General features: G+C 69.7%; 27 protein-coding genes. 19 read left to right on the forward strand and 8 right to left on the reverse strand.

Going from position 1 to position 26,623, the window contains the following annotated elements:
- Positions 1-117: 117 nt before the first annotated feature.
- The 5 genes from GKZ92_RS07940 to GKZ92_RS07960 are packed head-to-tail and all read right to left on the reverse strand — an operon-like array spanning position 118 to position 5,490.
- Entirely contained in the window at positions 118-849 is a 732-nt protein-coding gene (locus GKZ92_RS07940) for an SDR family NAD(P)-dependent oxidoreductase (RefSeq protein ID WP_006357752.1), read from the reverse strand.
- Positions 846-1,646: an alpha/beta fold hydrolase gene (locus GKZ92_RS07945; RefSeq protein ID WP_035750542.1), complete on the reverse strand. Its 801-nt coding sequence runs from the start codon at positions 1,644-1,646 to the stop codon at positions 846-848. The genes GKZ92_RS07940 and GKZ92_RS07945 overlap by 4 nt, the downstream gene beginning before the upstream one ends.
- Complete coding sequence (locus GKZ92_RS07950) at positions 1,627-2,802, reverse strand: LLM class flavin-dependent oxidoreductase (protein ID WP_006357754.1); 1,176 nt, start codon at positions 2,800-2,802, stop codon at positions 1,627-1,629. The genes GKZ92_RS07945 and GKZ92_RS07950 overlap by 20 nt, the downstream gene beginning before the upstream one ends.
- Positions 2,803-2,812: 10 nt before the next feature.
- Positions 2,813-4,459: a long-chain fatty acid--CoA ligase gene (locus GKZ92_RS07955; RefSeq protein ID WP_006357755.1), complete on the reverse strand. Its 1,647-nt coding sequence runs from the start codon at positions 4,457-4,459 to the stop codon at positions 2,813-2,815.
- Positions 4,456-5,490: an LLM class flavin-dependent oxidoreductase gene (locus GKZ92_RS07960; RefSeq protein ID WP_006357756.1), complete on the reverse strand. Its 1,035-nt coding sequence runs from the start codon at positions 5,488-5,490 to the stop codon at positions 4,456-4,458. The genes GKZ92_RS07955 and GKZ92_RS07960 overlap by 4 nt, the downstream gene beginning before the upstream one ends.
- Before the next feature lie 260 nt (positions 5,491-5,750).
- Here GKZ92_RS07960 and GKZ92_RS07965 point away from each other — a divergent pair, with 260 nt between their 5' ends.
- The 6 genes from GKZ92_RS07965 (at position 5,751) to GKZ92_RS07990 (ending at position 11,781) form a co-directional block, all read left to right on the forward strand.
- Positions 5,751-6,113 carry a hypothetical protein gene (locus GKZ92_RS07965; RefSeq protein ID WP_006357757.1) on the forward strand — a complete coding sequence of 121 codons (363 nt, stop codon included), beginning with the start codon at positions 5,751-5,753 and terminating at the stop codon, positions 6,111-6,113.
- Positions 6,110-7,096, forward strand: coding sequence for a hypothetical protein (locus GKZ92_RS07970; protein WP_042376692.1), 987 nt, complete (start codon positions 6,110-6,112; stop codon positions 7,094-7,096). Before GKZ92_RS07965 ends, GKZ92_RS07970 begins: the two co-directional genes overlap by 4 nt.
- Positions 7,093-7,353, forward strand: a complete 261-nt coding sequence (locus GKZ92_RS07975) for a hypothetical protein (RefSeq protein WP_006357759.1) — start codon at positions 7,093-7,095, stop codon at positions 7,351-7,353. The genes GKZ92_RS07970 and GKZ92_RS07975 overlap by 4 nt, the downstream gene beginning before the upstream one ends.
- 10 nt (positions 7,354-7,363) lie before the next feature.
- Positions 7,364-8,353 (forward strand): dienelactone hydrolase family protein, encoded by a 990-nt coding sequence (locus GKZ92_RS07980; protein WP_042376694.1) that lies wholly within the window; start codon positions 7,364-7,366, stop codon positions 8,351-8,353.
- 97 nt (positions 8,354-8,450) lie between these two features.
- Complete coding sequence (gene glmS / locus GKZ92_RS07985; protein ID WP_006357761.1) at positions 8,451-10,313, forward strand: glutamine--fructose-6-phosphate transaminase (isomerizing); 1,863 nt, start codon at positions 8,451-8,453, stop codon at positions 10,311-10,313.
- 10 nt (positions 10,314-10,323) lie between these two features.
- Entirely contained in the window at positions 10,324-11,781 is a 1,458-nt protein-coding gene (locus GKZ92_RS07990; RefSeq protein ID WP_035750547.1) for a bifunctional ADP-dependent NAD(P)H-hydrate dehydratase/NAD(P)H-hydrate epimerase, read from the forward strand.
- On the opposite strand, the gene GKZ92_RS07995 is transcribed toward GKZ92_RS07990, so the two are convergent.
- The gene (locus tag GKZ92_RS07995; protein ID WP_006360711.1) at positions 11,738-12,187 is read right to left on the reverse strand and encodes a hypothetical protein; all 450 of its coding nucleotides are present in this window, start codon (positions 12,185-12,187) and stop codon (positions 11,738-11,740) included. The two genes, GKZ92_RS07990 and GKZ92_RS07995, sit on opposite strands and share 44 nt — an antisense overlap.
- A 168-nt stretch (positions 12,188-12,355) precedes the next feature.
- Here GKZ92_RS07995 and alr point away from each other — a divergent pair, with 168 nt between their 5' ends.
- The 8 genes from alr to groL all read left to right on the forward strand — a co-directional run bounded on the left by alr (position 12,356) and on the right by groL (position 19,715).
- Entirely contained in the window at positions 12,356-13,513 is a 1,158-nt protein-coding gene (gene alr / locus GKZ92_RS08000; RefSeq protein ID WP_035750551.1) for an alanine racemase, read from the forward strand.
- Positions 13,510-14,652 carry an alpha/beta fold hydrolase gene (locus tag GKZ92_RS08005; protein ID WP_075862855.1) on the forward strand — a complete coding sequence of 381 codons (1,143 nt, stop codon included), beginning with the start codon at positions 13,510-13,512 and terminating at the stop codon, positions 14,650-14,652. Before alr ends, GKZ92_RS08005 begins: the two co-directional genes overlap by 4 nt.
- Positions 14,649-15,176, forward strand: a complete 528-nt coding sequence (gene tsaE, locus GKZ92_RS08010) for a tRNA (adenosine(37)-N6)-threonylcarbamoyltransferase complex ATPase subunit type 1 TsaE (protein WP_075862856.1) — start codon at positions 14,649-14,651, stop codon at positions 15,174-15,176. Before GKZ92_RS08005 ends, tsaE begins: the two co-directional genes overlap by 4 nt.
- Before the next feature lie 3 nt (positions 15,177-15,179).
- Positions 15,180-15,917, forward strand: a complete 738-nt coding sequence (tsaB, locus tag GKZ92_RS08015) for a tRNA (adenosine(37)-N6)-threonylcarbamoyltransferase complex dimerization subunit type 1 TsaB (RefSeq protein WP_075862857.1) — start codon at positions 15,180-15,182, stop codon at positions 15,915-15,917.
- On the forward strand, positions 15,914-16,423 hold the full coding sequence (rimI, locus tag GKZ92_RS08020) for a ribosomal protein S18-alanine N-acetyltransferase (RefSeq protein ID WP_006360716.1): 510 nt from the start codon (positions 15,914-15,916) through the stop codon (positions 16,421-16,423). Before tsaB ends, rimI begins: the two co-directional genes overlap by 4 nt.
- Entirely contained in the window at positions 16,420-17,466 is a 1,047-nt protein-coding gene (gene tsaD, locus GKZ92_RS08025) for a tRNA (adenosine(37)-N6)-threonylcarbamoyltransferase complex transferase subunit TsaD (RefSeq protein ID WP_006360718.1), read from the forward strand. The genes rimI and tsaD overlap by 4 nt, the downstream gene beginning before the upstream one ends.
- A gap of 211 nt (positions 17,467-17,677) precedes the next feature.
- Positions 17,678-17,977 carry a co-chaperone GroES gene (gene groES, locus GKZ92_RS08030; RefSeq protein ID WP_004019185.1) on the forward strand — a complete coding sequence of 100 codons (300 nt, stop codon included), beginning with the start codon at positions 17,678-17,680 and terminating at the stop codon, positions 17,975-17,977.
- A gap of 121 nt (positions 17,978-18,098) precedes the next feature.
- Positions 18,099-19,715: a chaperonin GroEL gene (gene groL / locus GKZ92_RS08035; protein WP_006360720.1), complete on the forward strand. Its 1,617-nt coding sequence runs from the start codon at positions 18,099-18,101 to the stop codon at positions 19,713-19,715.
- Positions 19,716-19,854: 139 nt separating this feature from the next.
- Here the strand turns inward: groL and GKZ92_RS08040 are convergent, their stop codons facing one another.
- On the reverse strand, positions 19,855-20,151 hold the full coding sequence (locus GKZ92_RS08040) for a WhiB family transcriptional regulator (protein WP_006360721.1): 297 nt from the start codon (positions 20,149-20,151) through the stop codon (positions 19,855-19,857).
- A 417-nt stretch (positions 20,152-20,568) separates the two neighbouring features.
- Here GKZ92_RS08040 and GKZ92_RS08045 point away from each other — a divergent pair, with 417 nt between their 5' ends.
- The 3 genes from GKZ92_RS08045 (at position 20,569) to GKZ92_RS08055 (ending at position 23,188) form a co-directional block, all read left to right on the forward strand.
- The gene (locus GKZ92_RS08045; protein WP_081790133.1) at positions 20,569-21,435 is read left to right on the forward strand and encodes a hypothetical protein; all 867 of its coding nucleotides are present in this window, start codon (positions 20,569-20,571) and stop codon (positions 21,433-21,435) included.
- Between the two features lie 120 nt (positions 21,436-21,555).
- Complete coding sequence (locus GKZ92_RS08050) at positions 21,556-22,143, forward strand: sigma-70 family RNA polymerase sigma factor (RefSeq protein WP_035750555.1); 588 nt, start codon at positions 21,556-21,558, stop codon at positions 22,141-22,143.
- Positions 22,127-23,188, forward strand: coding sequence for an anti-sigma-D factor RsdA (locus GKZ92_RS08055; protein ID WP_006360724.1), 1,062 nt, complete (start codon positions 22,127-22,129; stop codon positions 23,186-23,188). Before GKZ92_RS08050 ends, GKZ92_RS08055 begins: the two co-directional genes overlap by 17 nt.
- Before the next feature lie 92 nt (positions 23,189-23,280).
- On the opposite strand, the gene GKZ92_RS08060 is transcribed toward GKZ92_RS08055, so the two are convergent.
- Entirely contained in the window at positions 23,281-23,670 is a 390-nt protein-coding gene (locus GKZ92_RS08060) for a DUF5319 domain-containing protein (protein WP_005195870.1), read from the reverse strand.
- Between the two features lie 168 nt (positions 23,671-23,838).
- Between GKZ92_RS08060 and guaB the strand changes: the two genes are divergently transcribed.
- Entirely contained in the window at positions 23,839-25,350 is a 1,512-nt protein-coding gene (gene guaB, locus GKZ92_RS08065; protein WP_035750559.1) for an IMP dehydrogenase, read from the forward strand.
- Positions 25,351-25,452: 102 nt separating this feature from the next.
- Positions 25,453-26,607: a GuaB3 family IMP dehydrogenase-related protein gene (locus tag GKZ92_RS08070; RefSeq protein WP_005195872.1), complete on the forward strand. Its 1,155-nt coding sequence runs from the start codon at positions 25,453-25,455 to the stop codon at positions 26,605-26,607.
- The last annotated feature ends 16 nt before the right edge of the window (positions 26,608-26,623 follow it).

Raw genomic sequence — 26,623 nt, forward strand, 5'->3', positions numbered from 1 at the left:
GGAAGGCGAGAAACTGTGTGCAACAACGACGTTATGGGTTGGTGTGGCGTGAGTCACCCTCGTGTTTCGCGCCTCTTGTGGGTTGTCACAACCGGGCCGAGGCGGCCCGGCCCCACGTCACCGGCCGCCGCCGCTGAAGGTGTTCATCAGTCCACCGTCGACGGGCACGATCGCGCCGTACATGTAGGTGGACAGTGCGACATCGACGATGACCTGCGCGATCTCCTCCGGCCGGCCGGTCCGCCCGGCGGGGATGGACGAGACGATGCGTGCCCGAGCCCGGTCGCTGAGTCCGGAGGTCATGTCGGTATCCACAAAACCGGGGATGACCAGGTTGACCCGGATGTCGCGCGGGGCGAGTTCCGCGGCGAGGACCTGCGTCAGACCGCTGAGACCGGCCTTCGCCGAGCCGTAGGCGACGTCGCCCGGGAATCCCCGAAAGCCGACCACCGCACCGACATTCACGATCGACGAACCCGGTTCGAGGATCGGGACCGTGGCCTTGCACATCTCGAAGGCGCCGGTGAGGTTGGTGGTCAGCACAAGATCCCAGTCCTCGCGACTCAGATCGTCGACCCGTCCACCGCGGTGCACGCCGGCGACGTTGATCAGGCCGTGGGCGCCGCCGTACTCCTCCTTGACGGTGGCCAGTGCGCGGGCCACCGACGAGGAGTCGGTGATGTCGGTCTTCAGCTCCAGGACCTGTGTCGGCCTGGTGAACGGCGTGGTCGCCACGCCGCGCGCCAGGGAAACGACGGAATCGCCTCGGGCCGTGAGGGTCTCGACGACGGCCCGGCCGATGCCGCGCGACCCGCCGGTGACGATCCAGACCCGGGGTTGGGCGCTCATGACTTCAGGAAACCGGTCAGTTCGGCGAGGTAGCGGTCCCGGTCCTCGAGGAACGGGGCATGACCGCAGGCGTCGAACGGGACGAGACGAGCACGGGAGTTGAGTTCGAGGACGGCCTCGGCCCCGGCGAACGGGACGAAGGCGTCGTCCCGGCCGTGCAGGAGCAGGATCGGGATGTCGAGTCCGCCCAGCTCCTTGCGCAGGTCGGTACGGGCGAGGTCACGCAGCGAGTCGTCCCCGGCCGGACCCATCTCCAGGAACATCCCCCAGATCCAATCCAGGACATCGGAACTCGGAGGAGTCGCGCACACCGCGCCGGCCACGCCGCGGAAGGTGTCGGCGCGGTTGGCGGCGGCACCGGCGAGGACTCCCTCGACGTCTTCGGCGGAGCCGCCGTAGGGCCAGTCGTCGGTCGCGGTGTAGCGCGGCGACGCACCACCGGTCAGGACCAGGCCGCCGGCACGCGAGCCGAGGGACGCCGCGGCGGCCGTGGCGACGGCTCCGCCGAGAGACCAACCGTTGATGACGGGAGAGGTCAGGCCGAGATGCTCGACCACCTTGACCATGTCCTCGGCCAGGGCCGCGATCGAGACGTCTTCGAAGTCCTTGTCGGAGCGGCCACATGCGCGCAGATCGACGAGCACGACCTCGTGACCCGCGGCCTTGAGCGCGGGGGCGGTGGTGTCCCAGCAGCGGGTGTTGGCGCCCCAGCCGTGGATCAGCACGATGGGACGCGCGTCCCCGCGGTGGTGCTCGAAGTAGATCCGGCGATCGTTCTCAACCGCGAGATAGCTCATGGACTTCTCCTTCATCGTCGAACTCGATTTCGAAATATTTGTCGGTCTGGGTGGGTTCCTCGTGCCGAAGGGCACGGGGGACGAGTGGTGGGGCGTCGGCGAAACGCGGGATGACGTGCTCGGCGAGGAGCTCCATCGACCGCACGACGTCGTCGTGGGGCATCCCGCCGAACCGCATCCAGCAGATGAGATGGTCGAGACCCGTTTCCTCGCGCAGGATCTCGATCTCGCGGATGAGTCCGTCGGGGTCGCCGACGTAACAGATGCCGCCCTCGCGCAGGCCGGTCAGCGACATCGCGCCCTCGGCCGCGGCCTCCGCCAAGGCCGCGTAGCGCTCGTAGCCCGCCGGGGTCGCGGCACCCTGCGGCACGGCGGACATGACGTTGTCGAAGTACCACTCGAGACTCGGCCGGGCCCGGCGGACGGCCTGCTCGTCGTCCTCGGCGAGATGGATCTGCCAGTTCATCGGGAAGTCGAGGGAGAGGGGATCGCGGCCGCGGTGCATCAGCGTGCGCTTGGCGTTGACGACGAAGCCGTTCAGCTCGGGCAGGGTCATCAGCGTCGGCGTCACGAGCATGTTGTGTCCGTGGTCGGCGACCAGGTCGAACGTCTCGGGGCTGATCGACGCCACATAGATCGGAGGCGTCGGCTGCTGGAGTGGTGCCGGCCGGCAGTCCACGCTGTCGATGTGGAAGTGCCTGCCGTGGAACGTGTACGGCTCGCCGACCGCTTTGGTCCACAGTCCGGTGACGATCTGGAACGCCTCGTCGAAGACCTCACGGCTGACGTCCTGCTTGTCGGCGACACCCATCGCACGGAACTCGTGGGGCTGGTAGCCGCGTCCGACACCGAAGTCGAGCCGGCCGCCGGAGATCACGTCGACCATCGCGAAGTCCTCGGCGATCCGGACCGGCCAGGCGAGCGTCAGATTGCTGACCGCGATACCGATGCGCATCCGGGAGGTGCGGGCCGCGATGGCCGCCGCCGCGACCTGCGGCGACGGCATCGAACCGTAGGCGCTGCCGTGGTGTTCGGCGAGCCAGACCCCGTCGAAGCCGAGACGCTCGGCGATCTCGACCTGCGAGAGCATCTCGTCGTAGGCCCGCCGAAAGTCCCGGTCCGGACTCTCCAACACGTAGAACAGGCTGAACTTCACACTGTCGACGTTAGGAATCGGCGTGCGTCACGGGAACGGGAGAATCCGCGGCGGTTGTGGGTTCCCACAAGTCGGGTGTACCGGCCGCCTGTTCGCGGAGTCGCCGTTTGTCGAGTTTTCCGACGCTGGTCCGCGGGAGGGCATCGACGGCGACGATCAATTCGGGCACCCACCAGCGCGGGACGCGGTCGGCGAGCTCGGCCTTCACCGCCTCCACGTCGAGGCCCTCGTCGCCGACGACGTACGCGACAGGACGCTCCTGCCAGCGCGGATGCGGAACGGAGACCACCGCTGCCTGATGGACGGCGGGGTGTTCGATCAGCGCCTCCTCCAGCGCGACAGAGCTGATCCACTCGCCACCGGACTTGATGAGGTCCTTGGTGCGGTCGACGATCGTCAGGTAACCGTGTTCGTCGACGACGCCGATGTCGCCTGTGCGCAACCAGCCGTCGTCGAACTTGTCCGGATGATCGGCACGGTAGTAGCCGGTGGCGACCCACGGGCCACGGATCAGGATCTCGCCGCGACTGATCCCGTCGTGGGGCATGACCCGGCCGTCCTCGTCGACGAGTTTCCACTGCAGACCCGGCAGGAGCCGCCCCTGTTTCCGGATGTACGCCCAGCGGCGTTCCGGGTCGTCGTCGGTGGATGCCGGGGGACGGGAGAACGTCGCCATCGGCGAGATCTCGGTCATGCCCCAGCCCTGGAACACCGGGATGCCGAGTGCCTCGAGGTCGCGGATCAGGCCGAGGGTCGGCGTCGAACCGCCCAGGACCAGCGCGCGGAGACTGCTCAGGTCGGTACCCGCGGTCTGGGCGTGGGCGAGCAGGTCCACCGCCACCGTCGGCACCATCCCGGTGTAGGTCACCCGCTCGGCGGCGATGATGCCGGCGATCTGCGCGGGTGTGGGATGTGGTCCGGGCAGGATCTGCGACGCCCCGGACATCAAGGCCGCGAACGGGACTCCCCACGCGTTGGCGTGGAACATCGGGACCACCAGCAGGGCGCGGTCGCGTTCGGAGATCGCGTGCCCGTCGGCCAGGCAGGCCGCCATGGTGTGCAGGTACAGGGACTTGTGGGAATATCCAACGCCCTTCGGCGCTCCCGTCGTACCCGACGTGTAGCAGAGGACGGCCAGATCGTCGTCCGCGCGGGCGACCGGTGCCGCGATCGCTTCCGCCGAGGCGACCATCGAGTCGAGAGTCGTTCCCGTCGGCGCGCCCTGGTCGTCGGTGTCGATCGGGATCACCGGCATGCCCGGACGGCGTTCGCGGGCGGTGGACAGCAGGTGATCCAGCGAGGGATCGGCGAAGATCATCGCATCGTCGGCGTGGTCGACGATGTAGGCGATCTCGTCGGGGGAGAGCCGGATGTTGATCGTGTGCAGCACCGCTCCGGCGAGCGGCACCGCGAGGTACAGCTCCAGGTGCCGCCGATGGTTCCAGGCCAGCGTGCCGACCCGGTCGCCCGGCCGGATGCCGCTCGCGACGAGGGCCGACGCGAGCCGCAGGACCCGGTCGGCATAGTCCCGGTACGTGTACCGGAGGACCTCGGCGCCGTCGACGTGATCGACGATCTCCTTGTCGGCGAACATGTCTCGTGCCCGGTACAGGAAGTCGGTGATCAGCAGCGGGTGGGCCGACGGACCGTGGTTCATGCAGGGACCTCCACGGACGATCGCGCGGCCAGACGGGCCCGGACCTCCGGAACGACCTTGCCGGCGAGGAGCTCGATGCGAGCGCTGCCGCTGTCGATGGACTCACCGGGCAGCTGCGCCCAGAAGTGCACGTCCTCGATCTGCGGGGTGGCGGTCAGCAACGCGGTGAGCTCGTCGACGGCGGTGGCCGGCTCCCAGAGGGTGAACGAGCCGGCGTCGACGAGCTGGCCGGGGTCGGTGAACTGCGGGATGGGACCGAACGCGCCCATCTCGATGTACTTGTTGATCTGGTAGAGCGCGTGGGTGCCGATACGCGACCATTCCCGTTCGGGATCGTCGGCGATGATCGTCCACTGCCCGGCGAAGATCCGGCCCTCGTCACGGGACCGGCCGAGTCGTTCGAGCGCGTCCAGGTACGAAGCGTGGTGCGCGTTCTGGGTGCTGAGGAAGCCGTCGCCGATGCGGGCGGCCCGTTCGATGGCCGGGTCGGCCATTGCACCGACCAGGAGGTCGGGCGTCGTCTCCGGGGTGGGAGTGACGGGCAGGGCGGGCTTGCGCAGGCGTTTGCCGTCGAACGGTTCGGCCGATCCGGACCAGCAGCGACGCACGATCTCCACGCCTTCCTCGAGCAGGCTCGGCCGGTTGATCAGGCGCCGTCCGAAAGCCTCGAACTCCGGTTCCCAGTATCCCTGCCCGACACCGAGCGAGAATCGTCCCCCGGTCAGCAGGGACAGCGTGGCCGAGTCCTCGGCGAGGCGGATGGGGTTGTGCAACGGCGACACGACGAGGTTGGTGCCGATCTTCATCGTCGTCGTCCGATCGCCGATCGCGGAGGCGAGCAGGAACGGCGACGGCGTGTAACCGTCCTCCATGAAGTGGTGCTCGGTCAGCCAGACCGAGTCGATCCCGATCGACTCCGCCCAGGTGATCTGGTCGAGTGTTGCGCGGTAGAAGTCGCCGAAACCGCGCGAGTTCCCGGGCGGATTGCGGAAGTCGTACCAGAGTCCGAAGTTGACGTCCGACGTACTCATTGCATGGTCCTTTCACCGACGGTGTGGTCGGTGTCACTCTCGGTGAAGAATGTGACGACGGGAAGGTGTCGCCGACCGGGTCGTTGTCGGAAATCCCAAGGACGCCGATCCCGGTTACCGGAAGGATGGAACCGAGATCGGCTCGTGCGCGTCCAAGTTGGCAGGTCGCCGGGCCGGGACGACGGCACTCCGGATGGGTACGATCAGGCATCGTCCGCGACCGGGAGGATCGGGGGCAGGGGATGAACGGGGGTGAGCAGATGGGCGGCGTCGAGCCGAACCGGATCGCGATGGACGTCGAGCAGGTGTCCGCGGTCTCGGTCTACTACCGGCGTTCGTCGCTGGTCCTCAACGCCGTCGCCGACGACCTCGCCGCGCACGACTTCGGCCGGTGGGCGCGCACCGATGCCGGCCCCGGCGCGGCGTCGTCGCTGGGGCCGTCCGCCGCGACCTACGCCGAGATGAGCGCCACGCTGTCCGCCCGCCTCCGGACGCAGTCGCAGGCCGCGGCCGTGCTCGCGCAGAACCTGCGCGACTCCGCGATCGCCATGGCCGACGGTGACGCGCGGGCCGCGAGCGAGATCGCGCGTCCGACACCGGGTTCCGGGGTGGCCGCGCAATGAGGAGGGGCCAGGATTCCCTGACCGCGTTGCGGACGGACGCGCAGGACGGCGCCGCGGCGCTGACCGGGCTGCTCGCGGCCGGGCGGCTGATGGGCGTACCCGTCCCCGACGACGCCTCGGTCCGTGCCGGCCTCCGAGCGGTGGACGACTTCGACATCACCGCGCTGTCGGCGGACAGCCGGGTTCTGGTCTCAGCCCACCGAGCCGTCGCCGAACAGCTGCATCACCTGCCCGAACAGCGGGTTCGGCTCGACGGCTGGCACGGCAGGTCCGCGTCACTCGCGATCGGCGCGGTCGTCGACCATCAGCGGCGCGCGGAATCCGACCTCTACCTTCTGCACACCGTCACCGACGCCACCTCCGCGGCCGCATCGGGGATCGACCGGTTGCTCCGCACCTTCTACCTCGCGATCGCCCGGCTGTCGGCGCCGAGCGCCGCGGGAACACCGCCGGCCGAGCTACCTCAGGCCGTGTTGACCGGGCTTGTCCCGCTCGACGTCGCGGTCGAGGACATCCGGTCGCGTGTCGAGCTGTTCACCACCTCGGTCGACGCAACGCTGCGCGGGATCGCCGGGATCCTCGACATCCTCAACCGGTCCCTCGACGGGATCGACGACGACCCCTATCCGGTCGAGTCGGCCCGTCCGCAACCGGTTCCGGCCGAGCCGCCTGCCGTGCCGACCGAGACGGTACTGGCGGCGCCGGAGTCCGGGGAGCAGCAGGAGGAACAGGAGCAGCAAGACATCCCGTTCCGGCTGAGCGGTTCGCCGGCCGTGGAAACCGAAGTCGCGCAGAGCGTCCCCGGAGCCGAAGCAGCCGGTGCCGTCGAGGGGAGGCCGGCGGCCGGTCCCGGCGGGGGAACGCCGACCCCGACCCACGTCGTCGCCGACACCCGCGGCGGCAGCACCCCATCGACCGATCCCGACACCGCCGCCACGCCCGAGCGGTCCGCGGGTGACCTGGCCCTGGCAGGTGACCAGTGAGCCTCGCCGACCAGATCGAGGCGCTCGCGCGCTCGGCCACCGCCGAGGTCGCCGACGCCTCGCACCGTTTCTCCGCTGCTCAGCGGGATCTCGACCTCGCGATGACCGAACACCGGCGCACCGCCGCGCAATCGGAGACCGACCGGCTGCGTGCCCAACTCGAGCACGAGGCCGACGCCGCCGATGCGCTGCCCGGCATCATGCTGCCCGCCGACATGGCCGACGCCAGTCCGCATCTGCCGCCACCGAACGCATAGGCTGTCTGCTGTGCCAGGCAAGAAGCGTTCGAAACCATCGCAGCCGCCCGCGAAGCTGATGGCCGCGCTCGGCCGTCGGGGGCCGCACCGAGTCCTGCGCGGCGATCTCGGGATCGTCGGTACACGCGGTGAGGTGTTCACCCCCGCGAGCGGGGAACGACTGCCCGCCATCGCCTTCGGCCACGGCTGGCTGTCCTCGCCGAGCCGCTACCGCGACCTGTGCCACCACCTGGCCTCGTGGGGCATCGTGGTGGCGATCCCGGCCGGTCAGCGGGGCGTACTGGTCTCCGACGATGCGATGGCCGCTCAGCTGCGCTCGGCGCTGTCGATCGTGACGCGGGTCCGGCTGGGCTTCGGTGAGATCACCGTCGACCCGGCCAAGGTGGGTTTCGCCGGTCACGGGTTCGGGGCGTCGGCGGCGGTCATCGCCGCGTCGGAGGGCATCCTGCACGGTCAGCCGCAGCCGGAGGTCCGAGGAGTGGCCGCGCTGTTCCCGGCGCCGACCACCGCCGGACTCCTGCCCGCCGCACGTAGCGTCAGCGCACCCGGTCTCATCGTCTCCGCGATCGGCGAACTCGACACGATCGATGGCAACGCACTCCCGCTCGCCCAGGCCTACGGCGCCGACCACACCTCGGACGACGAGCGTCGTGTGGTGCTGCGCACGCCGCCCGGCGCGACGTCGCGCGGCCTCGTCGAGCACCGGACGATCGGTGCGCTGTGGGGGAGCAACGGCGCAGACAAGAAGACGCACACCGCCGTGCGTGCTCTGACCACCGGTTTCCTGCTGCACACGCTCACGCAGGACGCCGAGTACCAGGCGTTCTCCGACCCCGACACCGTTCTCGGCAAGGTGCCGGCCGTCGACCTCGACGACCCGCCGGAGGTGCAGGACCGCATCGCCAAACTGCTCGGCGCCAAGGAACGCAAGCGTCGTCGAGCAGCGTCTCCGGTACCCGCCGCGGCACCGAATGTCGTGGTCCCCAAGACCCTGGAGTGACGCCCCGCACGGTGGCACGTCGTTCGTCAGCGCGCGGGCGCGTCGTTCCCCCGCGCGGGCGCGTCGTTCCGTCAGCACGCAGGTACGCTGACTAGCTATGTGTGGAATCGTCGGATACGTGGGGCGGCGCGATGCCCTGGACATCGTCGTCGAGGCTTTGCGACGGATGGAGTACCGCGGGTACGACTCGGCCGGCGTCGCCATCCTCGACGGCGCCGGTAACACCGCGATCCAGAAAAAGGCCCTCCGGATGGAGAACCTGGAGAAGCAGATCGCGACCGTCGGCCGCGAGTCGCTGTCGGGGACCACGGGCATGGGCCACACGCGGTGGGCCACGCACGGCAAGCCGACCGACCGCAACGCGCATCCGCATGCCAGCGATGACGGCAAGATCGCGGTCGTCCACAACGGCATCATCGAGAACTACGCCGAGCTGCGGGCCGAGCTGGAGCAGGACGGCGTCGAGTTCGGGTCGGAGACCGACACCGAGACCGCCGTCCACCTGGTCTCGAAGTACTACACCTTCGGTCCCACCGCCGGTGACTTCGTCGCGAGTGCCTACGCGGGGCTGCGGCGGCTCGAAGGTGCGTTCACCCTCGTGTTCACCCACGCCGACCATCCGGACACCATCGTCGCCGCCCGCCGGTCGACCCCGCTCGTGGTGGGCGTCGGTCAGGGGGAGATGTTCGTCGGGTCCGACGTGACCGCGTTCATCGAGCACACCCGCGAAGCCGTCGAGCTGGGCCAGGACGAGGTCGTCGTCATCACCGCCGACACCTACACGATCACCGACTTCGACCGGAACGAGCGCGCGGGCAAGCCGTTCCACATCGACTGGGATCTCGCCGCGGCCGAGAAGGGCGGCTACGACTTCTTCATGCTGAAGGAGATCGCCGAGCAGCCGCGCGCGATCGCCGACACCCTGCTCGGTCACCTGCAGAACGGGCGCATCGTGCTCGACGAGCAGCGGCTGACCGACGACGACCTGCGCGACGTCGACAAGGTCTTCGTCGTCGCCTGCGGCACGGCGTACCACGCCGGTCTGCTGGCGAAGTACGCGATCGAGCACTGGACGCGGCTGCCGGTCGAGATCGAGCTGGCCAGCGAGTTCCGCTACCGCGACCCGGTCCTCGACCGGTCGACGCTGGTCGTGGCGATCTCCCAGTCGGGCGAGACCGCCGACACCCTCGAGGCCGTCCGGCACGCCAAGGACCAGAAGGCCCGCGTGCTGGCCATCTGCAACACCAACGGTGCGCAGATCCCGCGCGAATCCGACGCGGTGCTCTACACCCACGCCGGTCCGGAGATCGGCGTCGCGTCGACCAAGTGCTTCCTCGCGCAGATCGTCGCGGCGTACCTGGTCGGTCTGGCTCTCGCACAGGCGCGCGGCACCAAGTACGCCGACGAGGTGGCCCGCGAGTTCGCCGCCATCGAGGCCATGGCCGATTCGGTCGCCGAGGTTCTCGGGACCATGGAGCCCGTCCGCGAGCTCGCCCAGTCGCTGTCCCACCACAACACGGTGCTGTTCATCGGTCGCCACGTCGGCTACCCGGTGGCACTCGAAGGTGCATTGAAGCTCAAGGAGCTCGCGTACATGCATGCCGAGGGCTTTGCCGCCGGTGAACTCAAGCACGGCCCCATCGCTCTCATCGAGGACGGCCTGCCGGTCATCACCGTGATGCCGTCCCCGGAGGGTCGCGCGGTGCTGCATTCGAAGATGGTCAGCAACATCCGCGAGATCCAGGCCCGCGGTGCGCGCACGATCGTCATCGCCGAAGCCGACGACGCGGCCGCCCGCGCGGTCGCCGACGAATTCATCCCGATCCCGAAGACGCCGACGCTCCTGCAGCCGCTGGTCTCCACGGTGCCGCTGCAGGTGTTCGCCGCGAGCGTCGCCCAGGCCCGCGGTTACGACGTCGACAAACCGCGCAACCTGGCCAAATCGGTGACCGTCGAATAGACCGGCACCCATGCCGACCCGGTACCTGACCGCCGACGAGGTCCGCGACGCCGAGCGGGCGTCGGGAGACCTGCTGGCCAACGGGACGCTGATGCGCCGTGCCGCGCATGGGGTCGCGCAGGCCGTCGTCGGCGAGCTGAACCGGACCGGCGGTTGTTACGGCCGGTCCGTGGGTGTCGTCGTCGGCGCCGGCGACAACGGTGGTGACGCCCTCTTCGCCGCCGCCGAACTCGCCCGTCGCGGAGTGGCTGCTCACGCTGTGCTGCTCGCCGCCGACAAGGCGCACCCGGCCGGGCTGCGGGCGTTCCGGGCGGCCGGCGGTCGTGTCGACGACGCGTTGCCCGCCGGGCTCGACGCCGTCATCGACGGGGTCGTCGGCATCGGTGGCCGGGGACCGTTGCGGCCCGCCGCCGCGGCGGTCTTCGCCGGCCTCGATCCCGAGACAATTGTCGTCGCAGTCGATCTGCCGTCCGGCGTCGACGCCGACACCGGCGAGGTGCACACCCCGTCGGTCCGTGCCGATGTCACCGTCACCTTCGGCTTCCCTCGTCGCGCACACCTCCTCGCGGCACCGCGGTGCGGCCGGGTGGTCGTCATCGACATCGGCATCGGCGATCCCGTCGAACCAGCTGTGCGACAGCTCATCTCGTACTCCGACGCCGAGATCGACTGGCCCGTACCGGGTCCCGCGGACGACAAGTACACCCAGGGCGTGGTCGGGGTCATCGCCGGCTCACACCGCTACCCGGGTGCGGCGATCCTGGCCTCCGGGGCCGCGGTCACCGCGACCTCGGGTATGACCCGGTACGTCGGTTCGGCGCACGCCGAGGTGGTGTCGCACTTCCCCGAGGTGGTCGCCGCGCCGGACCTCGCCGACGCCGGCCGGGTCCAGGCGTGGGTGGTGGGCCCGGGCATGGGTACCGACGCCGCCGCGACGGCGCTGCTGCGTACCGTTCTCGACTCCGATCTACCGGTCCTCGTCGATGCCGATGCGCTCACCATCGTCTCGAACGAACCCGGACTCGTCGCCGGTCGCGCGGCACCGACGCTCCTGACCCCGCATGCGGGTGAGTTCGCGCGGTTGACCGGGTCCGAGGTGGGAGCCGATCGGGTGTCCGCGGTCGCCGACCTCGCCGCCCGGTGGGGTGTCACGGTGTTGTTGAAGGGCCGGATCACGCTGGTCGCCGATCCGTCGGGAAGGGTCGCCGGCAACGACGCCGGATCGTCCTGGGCCGCGACCGCGGGCGCCGGCGACGTGCTCGCCGGGATCGCCGGCTCGCTGCTCGCCGCCGGCCGGTCACCTCAGGAGGCGGGTGCCTGGGCGGCTCGCGTCCACGCCCACGCCGCGCTGCTGGCGAGCCGGGGAGCCCCCATCGGTGCGTCCGCGCTGCTCGCCGCGCTGCGCCCGGCGATCCGCGAGTTCGCTACAGGAAGAACAGCAGCGGAGACGCCGACCCCGCCACGCTGATCAGCGTGACGATCGAGAGCAGCACCAGATCGACGATCGGCCCCGCCCGGTGCAGCTCGTCGGCGCCGAGACGTCTGACAAACGAGACGAGCAGCCCGACCACCGCGCCGACGGTCGCGACGACGCCCACCACGTACAGGACCATCGCCGCGAACACCCAGCCGTCCGCGTCGTTCTCACCCAGCGCCTCGAGGATCGCGACGAAGAACAGGACCGCGCTGGTGAACAGGGAGACCCAGGCGAGGCCGTTCGACACCCAGGCCGTCACCGATTCGCGCATGCCGGGGGTGCGGCCGGCGGGGAGAGCGGGATCGGCGGGGCCGTACACGAGCGGGTCCACGGGGACGAAGTCATCGGGGAAACCGGGGTCGGGGTGACCGGACACGGGATTCATGGTGGCGTACATGGCCGCTTTCTGAAGAGGTGAGCTGCATCTGTCGTTCAGCCAACCGCGTCCCCGCGACGGCCGCATCGGTGTGATTACTCATACACGGCCGGGTGAAATGGCTGGTCATGGCGTTCCGCGGGTCGCCGCGCACAAATCGGTGGTGACGATCTGGGAGAATGGTCGGCGATGACTTCCGCTGCCCTGACCGCGACCGTCGACCTCGGCGCCATCGCGCACAACCTCGATGTGTTGCGTACTGCTTCGAACGCTGCCGTGATGGCGGTCGTGAAAGCCGACGCCTACGGCCACGGCGCCGTGCCGGTCGCGAAGGCCGCGATCGCCGCGGGTGCCGCCGAGCTGGGCGTCGCGCACATCACCGAGGCGCGCGCACTGCGCGCCGCCGGGATCGACGCGCCGATCACCGCCTGGCTGCACACACCGGGGGCGGACTTCTCGGGTGCCGTCACCGATCGCATCGAGATCGCCCTGTCTTCCGCCGCGCAGCTCGACGCGGTGGTCGCCGCCGCCCGGGCCACCGGTGTCGAGGCGAGCGTGACGGCCAAGGTGGACACCGGCCTCAACCGGAGCGGCGTCGCCGTCGACGAATGGGACGACTTCGCCGAGAAGCTCGCGAAGGCGCACGCCGAGGGAGCGGTCACCGTCCGCGCGGTGATGTGTCACCTCGCCCGCGGCGACGAACCCGACCATCCCCTCAACAGCGAGCAGGCCGCCCGGCTCGACGCCGCGGCCGCCGACCTCGCCCGCCTCGGCGCGGCGCCCGAGATCATGCACATCGCGAACTCTCCTGCGGCACTGACCCGTCCGGACCTGGCGCGCGACCTCGTCCGCCCCGGTATCGCACTGTACGGCCGGACCCCGGTCCCCGAACTCGGCGACTTCGGGCTCATCCCGGCGATGACGCTGTCGGCGCGGGTGGCCCTGGTCAAGAAGGTCGCTGCCGGGCAGGGCGTCTCCTACAGTCACACCTGGATCACACCGCACGACACCGTCGTCGCGATCGTCCCGGCCGGTTACGCCGACGGGGTGCCGCGACTGCTGTCGGGCCGCATCCGGGTGCGCATCGCCGATCGCCTGTTCGACGGCATCGGGCGCATCTGCATGGACCAGTTCGTCGTCGACCTCGGACCAGACGGGGCCGGGGTGCGGGAGGGCGACGAGGTCGAACTCTTCGGCACCGGCGCCCGCGGCGGCGTCACGGCCAAGGACTGGGCCGACGCCATCGGCACCATCGACTACGAGATCGTCTCCCAGGTCGGCAACCGTGCGGTCCGGCGCTACCTGAACGCGGGCCCGGCCCGCGGTGACGCGGTGGCCGACGAGTGAGCGGGGTGAGCGTGGTGGACGATTCCGAACGCGTCGGGCTGCTGGCCGGGTTGGCGGGTGTCGCGGCACTGGGCGGCCTGGCGGCGATCGGCGCGGCGCGCAACATGGCGCGCAAGAGCGTCGTCGGCAGGTCGGATCCCCACGCCGACATCGACCTCACCACGATGTACGACGAGCACGCACGGACCGTGACCACCGACGACGGCCTCGATCTCGCGGTCCGGACCATCGACCTCGGTGACGTCCCGAACGGCGCATATCCCGAGCTCACCATCGTCTTCGTGCACGGGTTCAGCCTGCGGTTGGCGAGCTGGCACTTCCAATGTGAACAGCTTGCCGCCGAGTGGGCCGACCGCAACTACCGCTTCGTCTTCTACGATCACCGCGGCCACGGCGAGAGCGATCCCGCGCCGGCCGAGACCTGCACGATCGCGCAACTCGCCGACGACGCCGCGGCGGTGATCCGCTCGACGGTGACCAGCGGACCCGTTGTGGTGGTGGGGCATTCGATGGGCGGCATGACGGTGATGGGTCTGGCGCGCCGGCACCCGGCGCTGTTCTCGTCCACCGGACCGGTTGCGGGGGTCGGCCTGGTCGCGACCGCCTCGCGGGGCCTGACCGAGGCGGGACTCGGTGAGGGATTGGGCAATCCGGTGATCGACGCCTTCCGCCTGAGCGTCCGCCGCGCACCGCGCCTGGTCCAGGCCGGCCGCGGACTGACCCGCCAGGCCCTCGAACCGGTGCTCGTCGCGGCCAGCTTCGGCCCGGCGTTCTTCAGTCCGGCGCTCGGTAGCGCCGTGGAGAAGATGATCCAGTCCACGCCGATCGAGACCATCGTGAACTTCTTGCACGCCTTGGAGATCCACGACGAGTCGACGGCGCTTCCGGTGCTGGCGCAGGTGCCCACGACCGTCGTGTGCGGCGACAAGGACCGGCTGACGCCGCTGCCGAACTCGGTGCGCATGTACTCCCAGCTCGGCCCGGATTCTCGTCTCGTGGTGGTCAAGGGAGCCGGTCACATGGTCCAGATGGAGGAACCCCGATTGGTCAGCGACGCGATCGTCGATCTCGTGGACCGCGCCCGGGTCGCGCTGCCTGCGCCCCGGCGTCGCTGGTGGAAGCGACGGGCGAAGGCATGAGCCCGGAGAGGCCGCACGCCGGCGGAACCCGCCCGACGCCGGTCACCGACCGCACCGGGACCCGCGAGTTACCGGAGGTCGCCGACACCGAGGCGTTCGGCGCCGAACTCGCCACCGTGTTGTCGCCGGGCGACCTGGTGATCCTCGACGGCCCGCTCGGTGCGGGCAAGACCGCCCTGGCGCGCGGCATCGGCGCAGGTCTGGGGATCGAGGGCCGGGTCACCTCGCCGACCTTCATCATCGCGCGCGAGCACCGGCCGGGCCGTCCCGGAGGGCCGGCGATGGTTCACGTCGACGCGTACCGGCTCGGGCTGGCAGGCGGCGACGGGGACGGGGGACTGGCGCGAGGCGGTCTCGACGAGCTCGACGCCCTGGACCTGGACACGGAGCTGACGAATGCGGTCGTCGTGGTCGAATGGGGTGAGGGTGTGGCCGAGCGGCTGGCGCAGCGCTATCTCGTGGTGCGGTTGCGCCGGGATGTGGACACCGATGTGCGACATGTGGAGTGGGAGTGGGTGAGGTGAGGAATGAGTTCCGGTGAAGGGGGTCTCGGCGCGGCCCGGACGGTGCTCGCGATCGACACCGCGACCGACTCGGTGGTCACCGGGGTCGTCGAACTGACCGGCGACACGATCGCCGATGTGCGGGTGCTCGCCGAACGCGTGGTCACCGACCACCGTCGGCATGCCGAACTGCTCACCACCCTGATCGCGGAATGCCTTGCCGAGTCCGGGATCTCCCGCGACTCGCTGGCCGCGGTGGTCGTCGGATGCGGCCCCGGGCCGTTCACCGGTCTGCGCGTGGGCATGGCCACCGGCGCGGCCTTCGCCGACGCACTCGGCATCCCCGCCCACGGCGTGTGTTCGCTGGACGCGCTCAACCTCGACACGACCCCGCCCGGCGAGGGTTCCGACGTCCTCGTCGTCACCGACGCCCGGCGCCGAGAGGTGTACTGGGCGTTGTACCGCGACGGTGCGCGGGTGCGCGGACCCGAGGTCACCGCCCCGGCGACGGTCGCCGAGGAACTGTCCCCGGTATTCACCGCAGGCGAGGTCGGGGCGGCGTCCGGCTCGGCGTCCCATCTCGAACTGGTCGGCTGGACGGGCGCGCCGCCGCAGGCCACCGTGCCGTCGGCTCGCGGACTCGTCGCGGCGGCCGCTCCCGCGATCATCGCCGGTGAGATCCCCGAACCCCTTGTGCCGCTGTATCTCCGACGTCCCGATGCGGTCGAGCAGAAGGCCCGGAAACTGGGGGCCGCGCGGTGACGGCGCCGGAGCTGATCATCGATGCGCTGACCTACGGCGACATCCCGCAGTGCGCGGCGCTGGAGAAGCTGATGTTCGCCGAGGACTCGCCGTGGCCGGCGTCGGCGTTCCGGGCCGAACTGAACGCGCCCTACAACACCTACTTCGCGGCGCGCGAACGCGCGGGCGGCGAGGTCATCGGCTACGCCGGGATCTCCACGCTCGGTCAGCCCGACGCCTACGAATGCGAGATCCACACGATCGCAGTCGATCCCGCCCATCGCGGGCGGGGGATCGGCAAGGACCTGCTGGAGGCGATGCTGGCGGTGGCCGACGCCGTCGACGCCCCGGTGTTCCTCGAGGTCCGCACCGACAACGACGTCGCGATCACCCTGTACTCCCGGCATGGCTTCAGCACCGCCGGAATCCGCCGGAACTACTATCAGCCGTCCGGTGCGGATGCCTACACGATGTTGCGGGTCCCGAGTTCGGGACGGCCGCTCGACCCCGAGGAGGGCCCGGCATGATCGTCATGGGCATCGAGAGTTCCTGCGACGAGACCGGAGTGGGCATCGTGCGCTGGACGCCGGCCGACGGCGACACCCCCGGCCACGCGACGCTGCTCGCCGACGAGGTCGCCTCGAGCGTCGACGAACACGCCCGTTTCGGCGGCGTCGTCCCCGAGATCGCCTCGCGCGCACACCTCGAGGCCATCGTGCCGACGATGCGCCGTGCTCGTGAGGCCGCCGGCATCGACCGGCCCGACGCCATCGCCGTCACCATCGGGCCCGGGCTCGCGGGCGCGCTGCTCGTCGGCGTCGCCGCGGCCAAGGCCTATGCGCTCGCCTGGGATGTGCCGCTGTACGCGATGAACCATCTCGGCGGGCACGTCGCGGTGGACACCCTCGAGCACGGCCCGATGCCCGAGTGCGTCGCCCTGCTCGTGTCCGGCGGACACACTCATCTGCTGCACGTCACCGATCTCGCCGAGCCGATCGTCGAACTCGGCACCACGGTCGACGACGCGGCGGGGGAGGCCTTCGACAAGGTCGCCCGACTCCTCGACCTCGGATTCCCCGGCGGCCCGGCCCTCGACCGTGCCGCCCGCGACGGCGACCCTGAGGCCATCGCTTTTCCCCGCGGGATGACCGGCCCGCGCGACGCCCGCCACGACTTCTCGTTCAGCGGTCTCAAGACGGCGGTCGCGCGGTACGTGGAGAAGTGTGAGCGCGACGGGGTGGCGGTCCCGGTGGCCGACGTCGCGGCGTCGTTCCAGGAGGCCGTCGCCGACGTGCTCACCATGAAAGCGGTTCGTGCGTGCGGTGATCTGGGAGTCGACACGCTCGTCCTCGGCGGTGGTGCGACCGCCAACTCGCGGATTCGGTCGCTCGCCGAGGAGCGGTGCGCGGCCGCCGGCATCACGCTGCGCGTGCCCAAGCCGCGACTCTGCACCGACAACGGGGTCATGATCGCGACGCTGGGCGCGCACGTGATCGCCGGAGGCGCGGCGCCGTCGCCGCTCACGGTCGCATCCGACCCGGCGATGTCGGTGCGGGTCAGTCAGCTCTGAGGCCTCTTCGGGGGCCCCGACGCGCCGAGCTGTATTCGCGGCGAGCGAAACTCCGGCATTTTGCACCCTCCACTCTTGAGTGCTGGCACTCGCACGTATAGAGTGCTAGTCGGCGCTGAGTGAAGCCTCGGACACCCGCGACGACGAGGTTTTGTCCCAGGGCCATGAACGTGCAGATTCTTTCTCAGTACGAAAGTTGAGGACTCACATCGTGGCGAGCGTGAACATCAAGCCGCTTGAGGACAAGATCCTGGTGCAGGCCGTCGAGGCCGAGACGACCACCGCCTCGGGCCTGGTCATCCCGGACTCCGCCAAGGAGAAGCCGCAGGAAGGCACCGTCATCGCCGTCGGCGAGGGCCGGGTCACCGAGCAGGGCAACCGCGTCCCCGTGGACGTCAAGGAAGGTGACACCGTCATCTACAGCAAGTACGGCGGCACCGAGATCAAGTACGCCGGCGAGGAGTACCTGATCCTGTCGGCGCGCGACGTCCTCGCCGTCATCGGCAAGTAGGACTCGGGCCACACAGACCCCGCGAGTCGTCTCGCGACTCGACGCACCGCCCCGGCTCCCCGTGCAGGGGTACCGGGGCGGTGTGCGTTGTGTCGGACGACTCCCGTGAAGAAAGAGATTCATGGCCAAGCAGATTGAATTCAACGAAACCGCGCGGCGGGCGCTCGAGCGAGGCATCGATCAGCTCGCCGACACCGTCAAGGTCACCCTGGGCCCGCGCGGCCGGCACGTGGTGCTGGCCAAGGCATTCGGCGGACCGAGCGTCACCAACGACGGCGTCACCATCGCTCGTGACATCGACCTCGAGGACCCCTTCGAGAACCTCGGTGCCCAGCTGGTGAAGTCGGTTGCCACCAAGACCAACGACGTCGCAGGCGACGGCACCACCACCGCAACCGTTCTCGCGCAGGCGATGGTCAAGGCCGGACTGCGCAACGTCGCCGCCGGTGCCAACCCGATCGCACTCGGCGTGGGCATCAGCAAGGCCGCCGACGCACTGAGCGAGGCCCTGCTGGCCGCCGCGACCCCGGTCGACGGCGAGCAGTCCATCGCCCAGATCGCCACCGTCTCCTCGCGTGACGAGGAGATCGGCGAGATGGTCGGCAAGGCGATGAGCGTGGTCGGCGCCGACGGCGTCGTCACCGTCGAAGAGGGCTCGGGTCTGCAGACCGAACTCGAGATCACCGAGGGCGTGCAGTTCGACAAGGGCTTCCTCTCGCCGTACTTCGTCACCGACGTCGACAGCCAGGAAGCGGTCCTCGAGGACGCGCTCGTGCTGCTGTACCGCGACAAGATCAGCTCGCTGCCGGAGTTCCTGCCGCTGCTGGAGAAGGTCGTCGAGGCGGGCAAGTCCCTGCTGATCGTCGCCGAGGACGTCGAGGGCGAGCCGCTGTCGACCCTCGTGGTGAACTCGATCCGCAAGACCATCCGCGCCGTCGCGGTGAAGTCGCCGTTCTTCGGTGACCGTCGCAAGGCGTTCATGGAGGACCTGGCGGTCGTCACCGGCGGCACCGTGGTCACCTCCGACGTGGGCCTGACCCTGTCGACCGTCGGCCTGGAGGTTCTCGGTTCGGCGCGTCGTGTCGTCGTCACCAAGGACGCCACCACCATCGTCGAGGGTGCGGGCACCAAGGAGGCCATCGCCGGTCGCGCCGCGCAGCTGCGTCGCGAGATCGAGGCGTCGGACTCCGACTGGGACAAGGAGAAGCTCGCCGAGCGTCTGGCCAAGCTGGCCGGCGGCGTCGCCGTCATCCGCGTCGGTGCGGCCACCGAGACCTCCCTCAAGGAGCGCAAGCACCGCGTCGAGGACGCCGTCGCCGCAGCCAAGGCCGCGGTCGAGGAAGGCATCATCCCCGGCGGCGGTTCGGCCATCGTCCAGGCATCGAAGGTGCTCGACGAGCTCGCCGCCTCGCTGACCGACGACGAGGCGCTGGGCGTCCGCGTGGTCCGGGACGCCGCCAAGGCCCCGCTGTTCTGGATCGCCTCCAACGCCGGTCTCGACGGTGCCGTCGTGGTGTCCAAGGTCGTCGACCTCGGCAAGAACGAGGGCTTCAACGCCGCGAGCCTCACCTACGGTGACCTCGTCGGCGAGGGCATCATCGACCCGGTGAAGGTGACCCGTTCCGCGGTTGTCAACGCCGCGTCGGTCGCCCGCATGGTGCTCACCACCGAGACCGCGATCACCGATCAGCCCGCGCAGGAGCCGGCCGGTCACGCCGGACACGGTCACGCGCACTGAGCTGAGCGCATCGCGCCGGTAGTACACAACACAGGAGCCGGGCATCCTCTGCGGATGCCCGGCTCCTGTGTTGTGTGCGGTGGTGCCGCGGTGGCCCTGATCGTCGGCGGGTCCCTCTCCGCCGGCGGTTACGGACTGCTCAGCTCGCCATGCGGCGGCCGACACCGCGCTTCATCAGCATGCTGCGCTCGGACTCCGAGAGCCCGCCCCAGATCCCGTAGGGCTCGGCCACGGCGAGCGCGTGCTCGCGGCACTGGGCGATGACGGGGCACTGGTGGCACAGTTCCTTGGCCCGACGCTCACGCTGAGCGCGCGCACGGCCGCGTTCACCGTCAGGATGGAAGAACATCGAGGAGTCGACGCCGCGGCAGAGGCCGGACATCTGCCAGTCCCAGATGTCTGCGTTGGGGCCGGGGAGATGGTTGGGCTGAGGCATGGCAGCTGCTCCTTGTCTAGGGCCGCACCGAGGTGCTCGGTGGAGAAACGTCGATTTCCTGCAACGCTGGGGCTCACATTAAGCGGGTGTGAGAAATGGCGTCAATACCGTTGAAATCGGCGATCCGCCGGGTGAAAGTCTCGGAAATGTTAACGGCGCGTTAGATGAACGGAAGGCGAGAGCACAGTGCTGCCCAGCGGTCGGCGTGCCCTCCGACCGGACGAAAGGAACGATCGATGAGCTGCGAGTATTCAGCAAAATGGCGTTTGTCTGGAGGGTGGGAACGCAACGACCATCAAACGACGACCATGTCAACGGTTAACACCGAGGAAATCTGCTTCTTATCCGCCGGTGATCTGGTCTCAGGATTAACGTTGGGAATCGTTCGTTAAATTCATGCAAACCAAAAGAGACGTAGTGATCAAGACCACTTCGCAGGGCCTCGACATGGCCCCTGAACTGCGTTGGAAGGCGGCCGTGGAGGCGGGAGGACGCGGTGAGTACGCCGCGGCGCTCACCGAGCTGGCCCGGCTGGGCGAGGACGTGCGGTCCGCGCACGGGTCGATGCCGCGCGGACCGGGGGCCGCGGCACTGCTGTCACTGTGCCGCAGCACGACGGCCTCTCTACTGCGTCAGGGCGGACGCCACGACCTCTCGCTGGGGCTCGACGGTCTCGCGTTCGCGACCGTCGCGGGGATCGATCCGGCACCGGGCGGCGAGGCAGGTGTCGACCCGGTGCGGGCCGCACGCGCCGACGCCCTCATCGGGCTGGCCGCGGACAACCTCGGTCTCCTTCGTTTCGGAGCGTCGGCGCGAGTCCTCGATCGTGCGCGGTCACTGCTGTCCGATCCCGCCGAAGACTGGGTCTCGGCACCGCCGGTCGACTGGCCCACCCACGGCCGGTGCCGGCTTCGCTGGGAGTGGGTCAGCGCCGAACTCGGCCTGTACTCCGGAGACGTCGCGGCGGGGTTGGCCCACGCGGAGGCCGGCGACTTGCTGGTCCGGCATCTGTCCGACACCTCCGACGTACCGGCGCGGCACCGCGTGAAGACCTCTCTCATCCATGCGGCAGCCCTCGCGGGTGTGGGGGAGGTCGAGGCGTCGGCCGCCCGGGCCCGCAACGTAGTCGTCGACGCAGGTGAACACGGTCTGCTGCCGCTGGAGTGGGCGGGACTGAGCCTGCTCACCGGGATGGTCGCGGCGTCTGATTCAGAGGAGAAGAGGCACCGGGACCTTCGCGCCACGCTGATCGGCAAGGGCATGGCACTGATGCCCGAGGGCTGATGGCTAAGGTGTTTGAGGGTCTGCCTCGGCGTTGTCACGACGTTCCGGGGTGTCGGGGCCCGTAACAGGACCGGCTCACAAACGGTCAACCGATCTGTAACACGGGGATTCCTACGCGCGATGAAGCTGACAGGTGGTGAGTTGGACGACGCCGTCCGGGCCGCGGGCCAGGGCGATCGTGCAGCTCTCACATCAGTTCTCGAAAGCGTGCAGGAACCGATCCTGCGCTATTGCCGAGGGCGAATCGGAATCGGAGAACGTCATCTGTTCTCCGCAGATGACATCGCGCAGGAGGCTTTGATGGCGGTGATGACCGCGCTGCCCCGTTATCGGGACCAGGGCAAGCCGTTCATGGCCTTCGTCTACGGCATCACCTCACACAAAGTCGCCGACGCCATGCGGGTCGCCGCCCGGGTCAAGGCCGATCCGGTGGAGGACGTGCCCGAGGTCGGACACGTCACCGGTGGGCCGGAGCAGTCGGCTCTCGACGCCGACAGCAGCAGGCGGATGCGCGCATTGCTCGACATACTTCCGGAGAAGCAGCGCGAGGTGCTGGTACTCCGGCTGGTCGTCGGCATGTCAGCCGAGGAGACGGCCCAGATGATCGGAAGCACCGCGGGTGCGGTTCGAGTCGCCCAACACCGGGCGCTGGCCAAGTTGAAGGACGAGTTGAAACGGACAGGAGGTCACGATGAGCGGAGGATCTGACTGGCGTCATCGTCGCTCCGTCCACGGGCGTGAGCAGCTCGGCCGTCCCGGCCGGCCGCCGGCCCATGGTCGGGGACCCGGTCCGAGTGGCCCGTCCACCGGTGGTCCCGTATCCGGCGACGACGCCCTCGAGCGCGAAGCGAGCGTGCTCGGCGGGGAGTCGCTGGACCTCGCCGAGGTCGGCTTCGACGAGAACTTCCTCGAGGCGCTTTCCCACGACGTTCCCGTCCCCACGCGTGACGACGCGGAATATGAACTCGCCGAACTTCTCTCGGGTTGGCGCAACGAGACCGTGTCGGCCCCGGTGCCGGAGCTGGTCTCCGTCGACGACGTCGAGCGGGCCATCGAGAGCACCGAACGCGCGAGTCGTGGCCGTCGCATGGTGCGCCACCTCCGCGTCGTGTCCGGCGCGGCCGCGATCGTCATCGTGGCGGCCGCCGGCCTGACCGTCCTGTCCGAGGGCTCGCAGCCGGGTGACCCGCTGTGGGGCGTCAAGCAGGTCGTGTTCGCCGAGGCCGCCTCCGAGACCCAGGCGGCCCACGACGTACGCGCCAACCTCGAACGCGCCGAGGCGGCCATCGCCGCCGGCGACACCGCGGCGGCCGCGAGCTTCATCGCCAAGGCCCAGGGCAGCATGGGGCCGATGCGCGACAAGGACACCCGCGAGGAGATGTCGGACTGGATGAACCGGCTGCGCGCCGGGGCCGGTCTGCCGACCACCAGGGAGGCCACGTCGTCGGCCGATCGGTCGGAGCCCGCGGTGACCGAGTCGGGTGAGCCGACCACGAATCCGGACGTGCGCAACCGGTCCGGGGAGCCGTCGCCCTCCGACACCTCCGTGACCACGACTCCCACGACCAAGGTGCCCACCCCGGTCGAGGAGCCCGGTCAGAGCGAGGAGCCGGTGCCGTCGAGCCCGCCGAGCGAGCCGACCGAAGAGGTGCCGCCCACGAGTTCCTCGATGACGCGGACACCTGCCGACTTCCCGGCGTTCCCGTGGACGCCGCCGCCCGGCGTCGACGCGTCCGAGGGTCGTCCCCGCTAGACCCGCGCGACCACAGACGACTGCGCCCGTACCGAGATCGGTACGGGCGCAGTCGTGTGAGAGGGATCGGTGGTCTGTGGGCCCCGAGGGGGTCAGCGGCCTTCGTCGTAGTGGTTGCGGGCGTCGGCGTAGCCGCGGCAGTAGTCCCAGGTGACGTAGGCGTCGGGGCGCGGGTCGACGGCCGGCTCATGGGGGCGGACGGTGCCGTCGATGAGGAGCTGGATCAGGTTCGCGCGGAGCATGTCCCAGTCGTGGTAGTGGTCCTCGTGGCAGTCATCACACACGACGACGAGGCCCCGGACGCCGCGGTGGGCGAGCAGCGCCTCGTAGACGGCGAGGTCGGCCAGGTCTTCTTCGACCGCCAGCCGCTCGTTCTCGTCCAACGGGATGCCCGGCTCCACGCTGTCCAATGCGGAAGCGGGGTCGCTCGGGTCGTCGGCGAACGGGTCCGGCGGGAGGCCGGGTGGCAGGTGGTCACGCACCCCACCACCGTAGCCGATCCCGGGGCTGTCACGCCGCAGGCATCCGAAGGTATTCAGGCGATATACGGCAGGCGCCGGGGAGGCGGGAACACGGCCTCCCGGACGCGTCCCCGGCGCACAGTGCACGTGTGACGATCGCCGCATCCATCGAGTCGATACGATGGACCGATGACGCATGTTCGCACCGGTGGAGACGATCCCGGCAAGGTCGCAATGCTCGGCCTGACCTTCGACGACGTCCTCTTGTTGCCCTCGGCCTCGGACGTGATCCCCAGCGAGGTCGACACCTCCTCGCGGGTGACCAAGAACGTGACCCTTCGCGTGCCGCTGGTGAGCTCGGCGATGGACACCGTGACCGAGTCTCGCATGGCCATCGCGATGGCGCGCGCCGGCGGTATGGGCGTGCTGCACCGCAACCTGTCCATCGAGGCGCAGGCGGCCCAGGTCGAGACCGTCAAGCGGTCCGAGGCCGGCATGGTGACCGATCCCGTCACCTGTTCGCCGACCCACACCCTCGCCGAGGTCGACGCGATGTGCGCGCGGTACCGCATCTCCGGCCTGCCCGTCGTCGACGACAAGGGCGAGCTCATCGGCATCATCACCAACCGCGACATGCGCTTCGAGGTCGACCAGAACCGTCCGGTCGCCGAGGTCATGACCAAGGCGCCGCTCATCACGGCGCAGGAGGGCGTCTCCGCCGAGGCCGCCCTGGGGCTGCTGCGTCGCAACAAGATCGAGAAGCTGCCGATCGTCGACGGCAACGGTCGCCTCACCGGTCTGATCACCGTCAAGGACTTCGTCAAGACCGAGCAGCACCCGAACGCCACCAAGGACTCCGACGGCCGTCTGCTCGTCGGCGCGGCCGTGGGCACCGGTGGACCCCAGTGGGACCGTGCGATGGCGCTGACCGATGCCGGCGTCGACGTGATCATCGTCGACACCGCCCACGCGCACAATCGTCTGGTGCTCGACATGGTCGCCAAGCTCAAGGCCGAGGTCGGCGACCGCGTCGACGTCGTCGGCGGCAATGTCGCCACCCGTGAGGCCGCTCAGGCCCTCATCGACGCCGGTGCTGATGCGGTGAAGGTCGGCGTCGGACCGGGCTCCATCTGCACAACCCGCGTCGTGGCCGGCGTCGGCGCACCGCAGATCACCGCGATTCTCGAGGCCGTCGCCGTCTGCCAGAAGGCCGACGTACCGGTCATCGCCGACGGCGGTCTGCAGTACTCGGGCGACATCGCCAAGGCCCTTGCGGCCGGTGCGTCGACCGCGATGCTCGGTTCGCTGCTCGCCGGGACCGCCGAGGCTCCCGGCGAACTCGTGCTCGTCAACGGCAAGCAGTTCAAGAGCTACCGCGGCATGGGTTCGCTCGGCGCGATGCAGGGACGCGGCCAGGCCAAGTCGTACTCCAAGGACCGCTACTTCCAGGACGACGTCCTCAAGGAGGAGAAGCTGGTCCCCGAGGGCATCGAGGGTCGGGTGCCGTTCCGCGGCCCGCTGTCCCAGGTGATCCACCAGCTGGTGGGTGGCCTGCGCGCCGCGATGGGTTACACCGGGTCGTCGTCGATCACCGATCTGCAGACGGCGCGGTTCGTCCAGATCACCGCGGCCGGGCTCAAGGAGTCGCATCCGCACGACATCACCCTCACCGCCGAGGCGCCCAACTACTATTCCCGCTGACGTCTCCTCGGTCGTTCCCGCCGGTCCGCCCGGACCGGGGACACCGTAGGGTCGTTGTGCAGCTGAACTCCCCGGAGCCTGAACACTCAGAAAGGCGCACTGGTGCGTGACCTCGTCGAAATCGGCATGGGCCGGACGGCCCGACGGACCTACGAACTGGACGACATCAGCATCGTCCCGTCCCGTCGGACCCGTTCCTCCAAGGACGTCTCCACCGCGTGGCAGATCGATGCCTACCGGTTCGAGTCGCCGATCCTGAGCCACCCGACCGACGCCCTGGTGTCGCCGTCGGTGGCCATCGAACTCGGCAAGCTCGGCGCGCTCGGCGTCATCAACGGTGAAGGACTGTGGGCACGGCATCGCGACGTCGACGCCAAGCTCGAGGAGCTGGCCGCCATCGCCGCCGGCGATCCCGATCCCTATGCCGCGGTGCGTCATCTGCAGAAGCTGCACGCGGCACCCCTCGACAGCGGTCTGCTCGCCGAGGCGGTGGCGCAGGTGCGCGACGCCGGTGTCACCACCGCGGTCCGCGTCAGCCCGCAGCACGCGCCGGAACTCACCCCGGCGCTGCTCAAGGCCGGTGTCGAGCTCCTCGTCGTGCACGGCACGATCATCTCGGCCGAGCACGTCGCCCAGGTCGACGGCGAGGGTGCCCGGGAACCGTTGAACCTCAAGACGTTCATCGCCGATCTCGACATCCCGGTCATCGCGGGTGGTGTGCACGACCACCGCACCGCGCTGCACCTGATGCGTACCGGTGCGGCCGGTGTGATCGTCGGTTACGGCTCGGCCGCGGGCGCGACCACCACCGGTGAGGTGCTGGGCATCGGCGTGCCGATGGCCACCGCCATCGCCGACGCCGCCGCCGCCCGCCGCGACTACCTCGACGAGACCGGCGGACGGTACGTCCACGTCATCGCCGACGGCGACATCCACAACTCGGGCGACCTGATCAAGGCCATCGCCTGTGGTGCCGACGCCGCTGTGCTCGGTACGCCGCTCGCCGCCTCCGCGTCGGCTCCCGGTGGTGGCTGGTACTGGCCGTCGGCCGCCGCCCACCCCGACACCCCGCGCGGCGCGCTCCTGCAGGTGGCCGGCAACGCCGACCGCCCGAGCCTCGAGCGCGTCCTCAACGGTCCGTCCGACGACCCGTTCGGCGAGCTCAACCTCGTCGGCGCCCTGCGTCGCGCGATGGCGAAGGCCGGATACTGCGACCTCAAGGAGTTCCAGCGGGTGGGGCTTTCCGTCCACGCCTAGTTAGGGTGACCTGAGT

The organism is Gordonia sp. 135 (assembly GCF_009720185.1).
Taxonomy (GTDB): domain Bacteria; phylum Actinomycetota; class Actinomycetes; order Mycobacteriales; family Mycobacteriaceae; genus Gordonia; species Gordonia alkanivorans.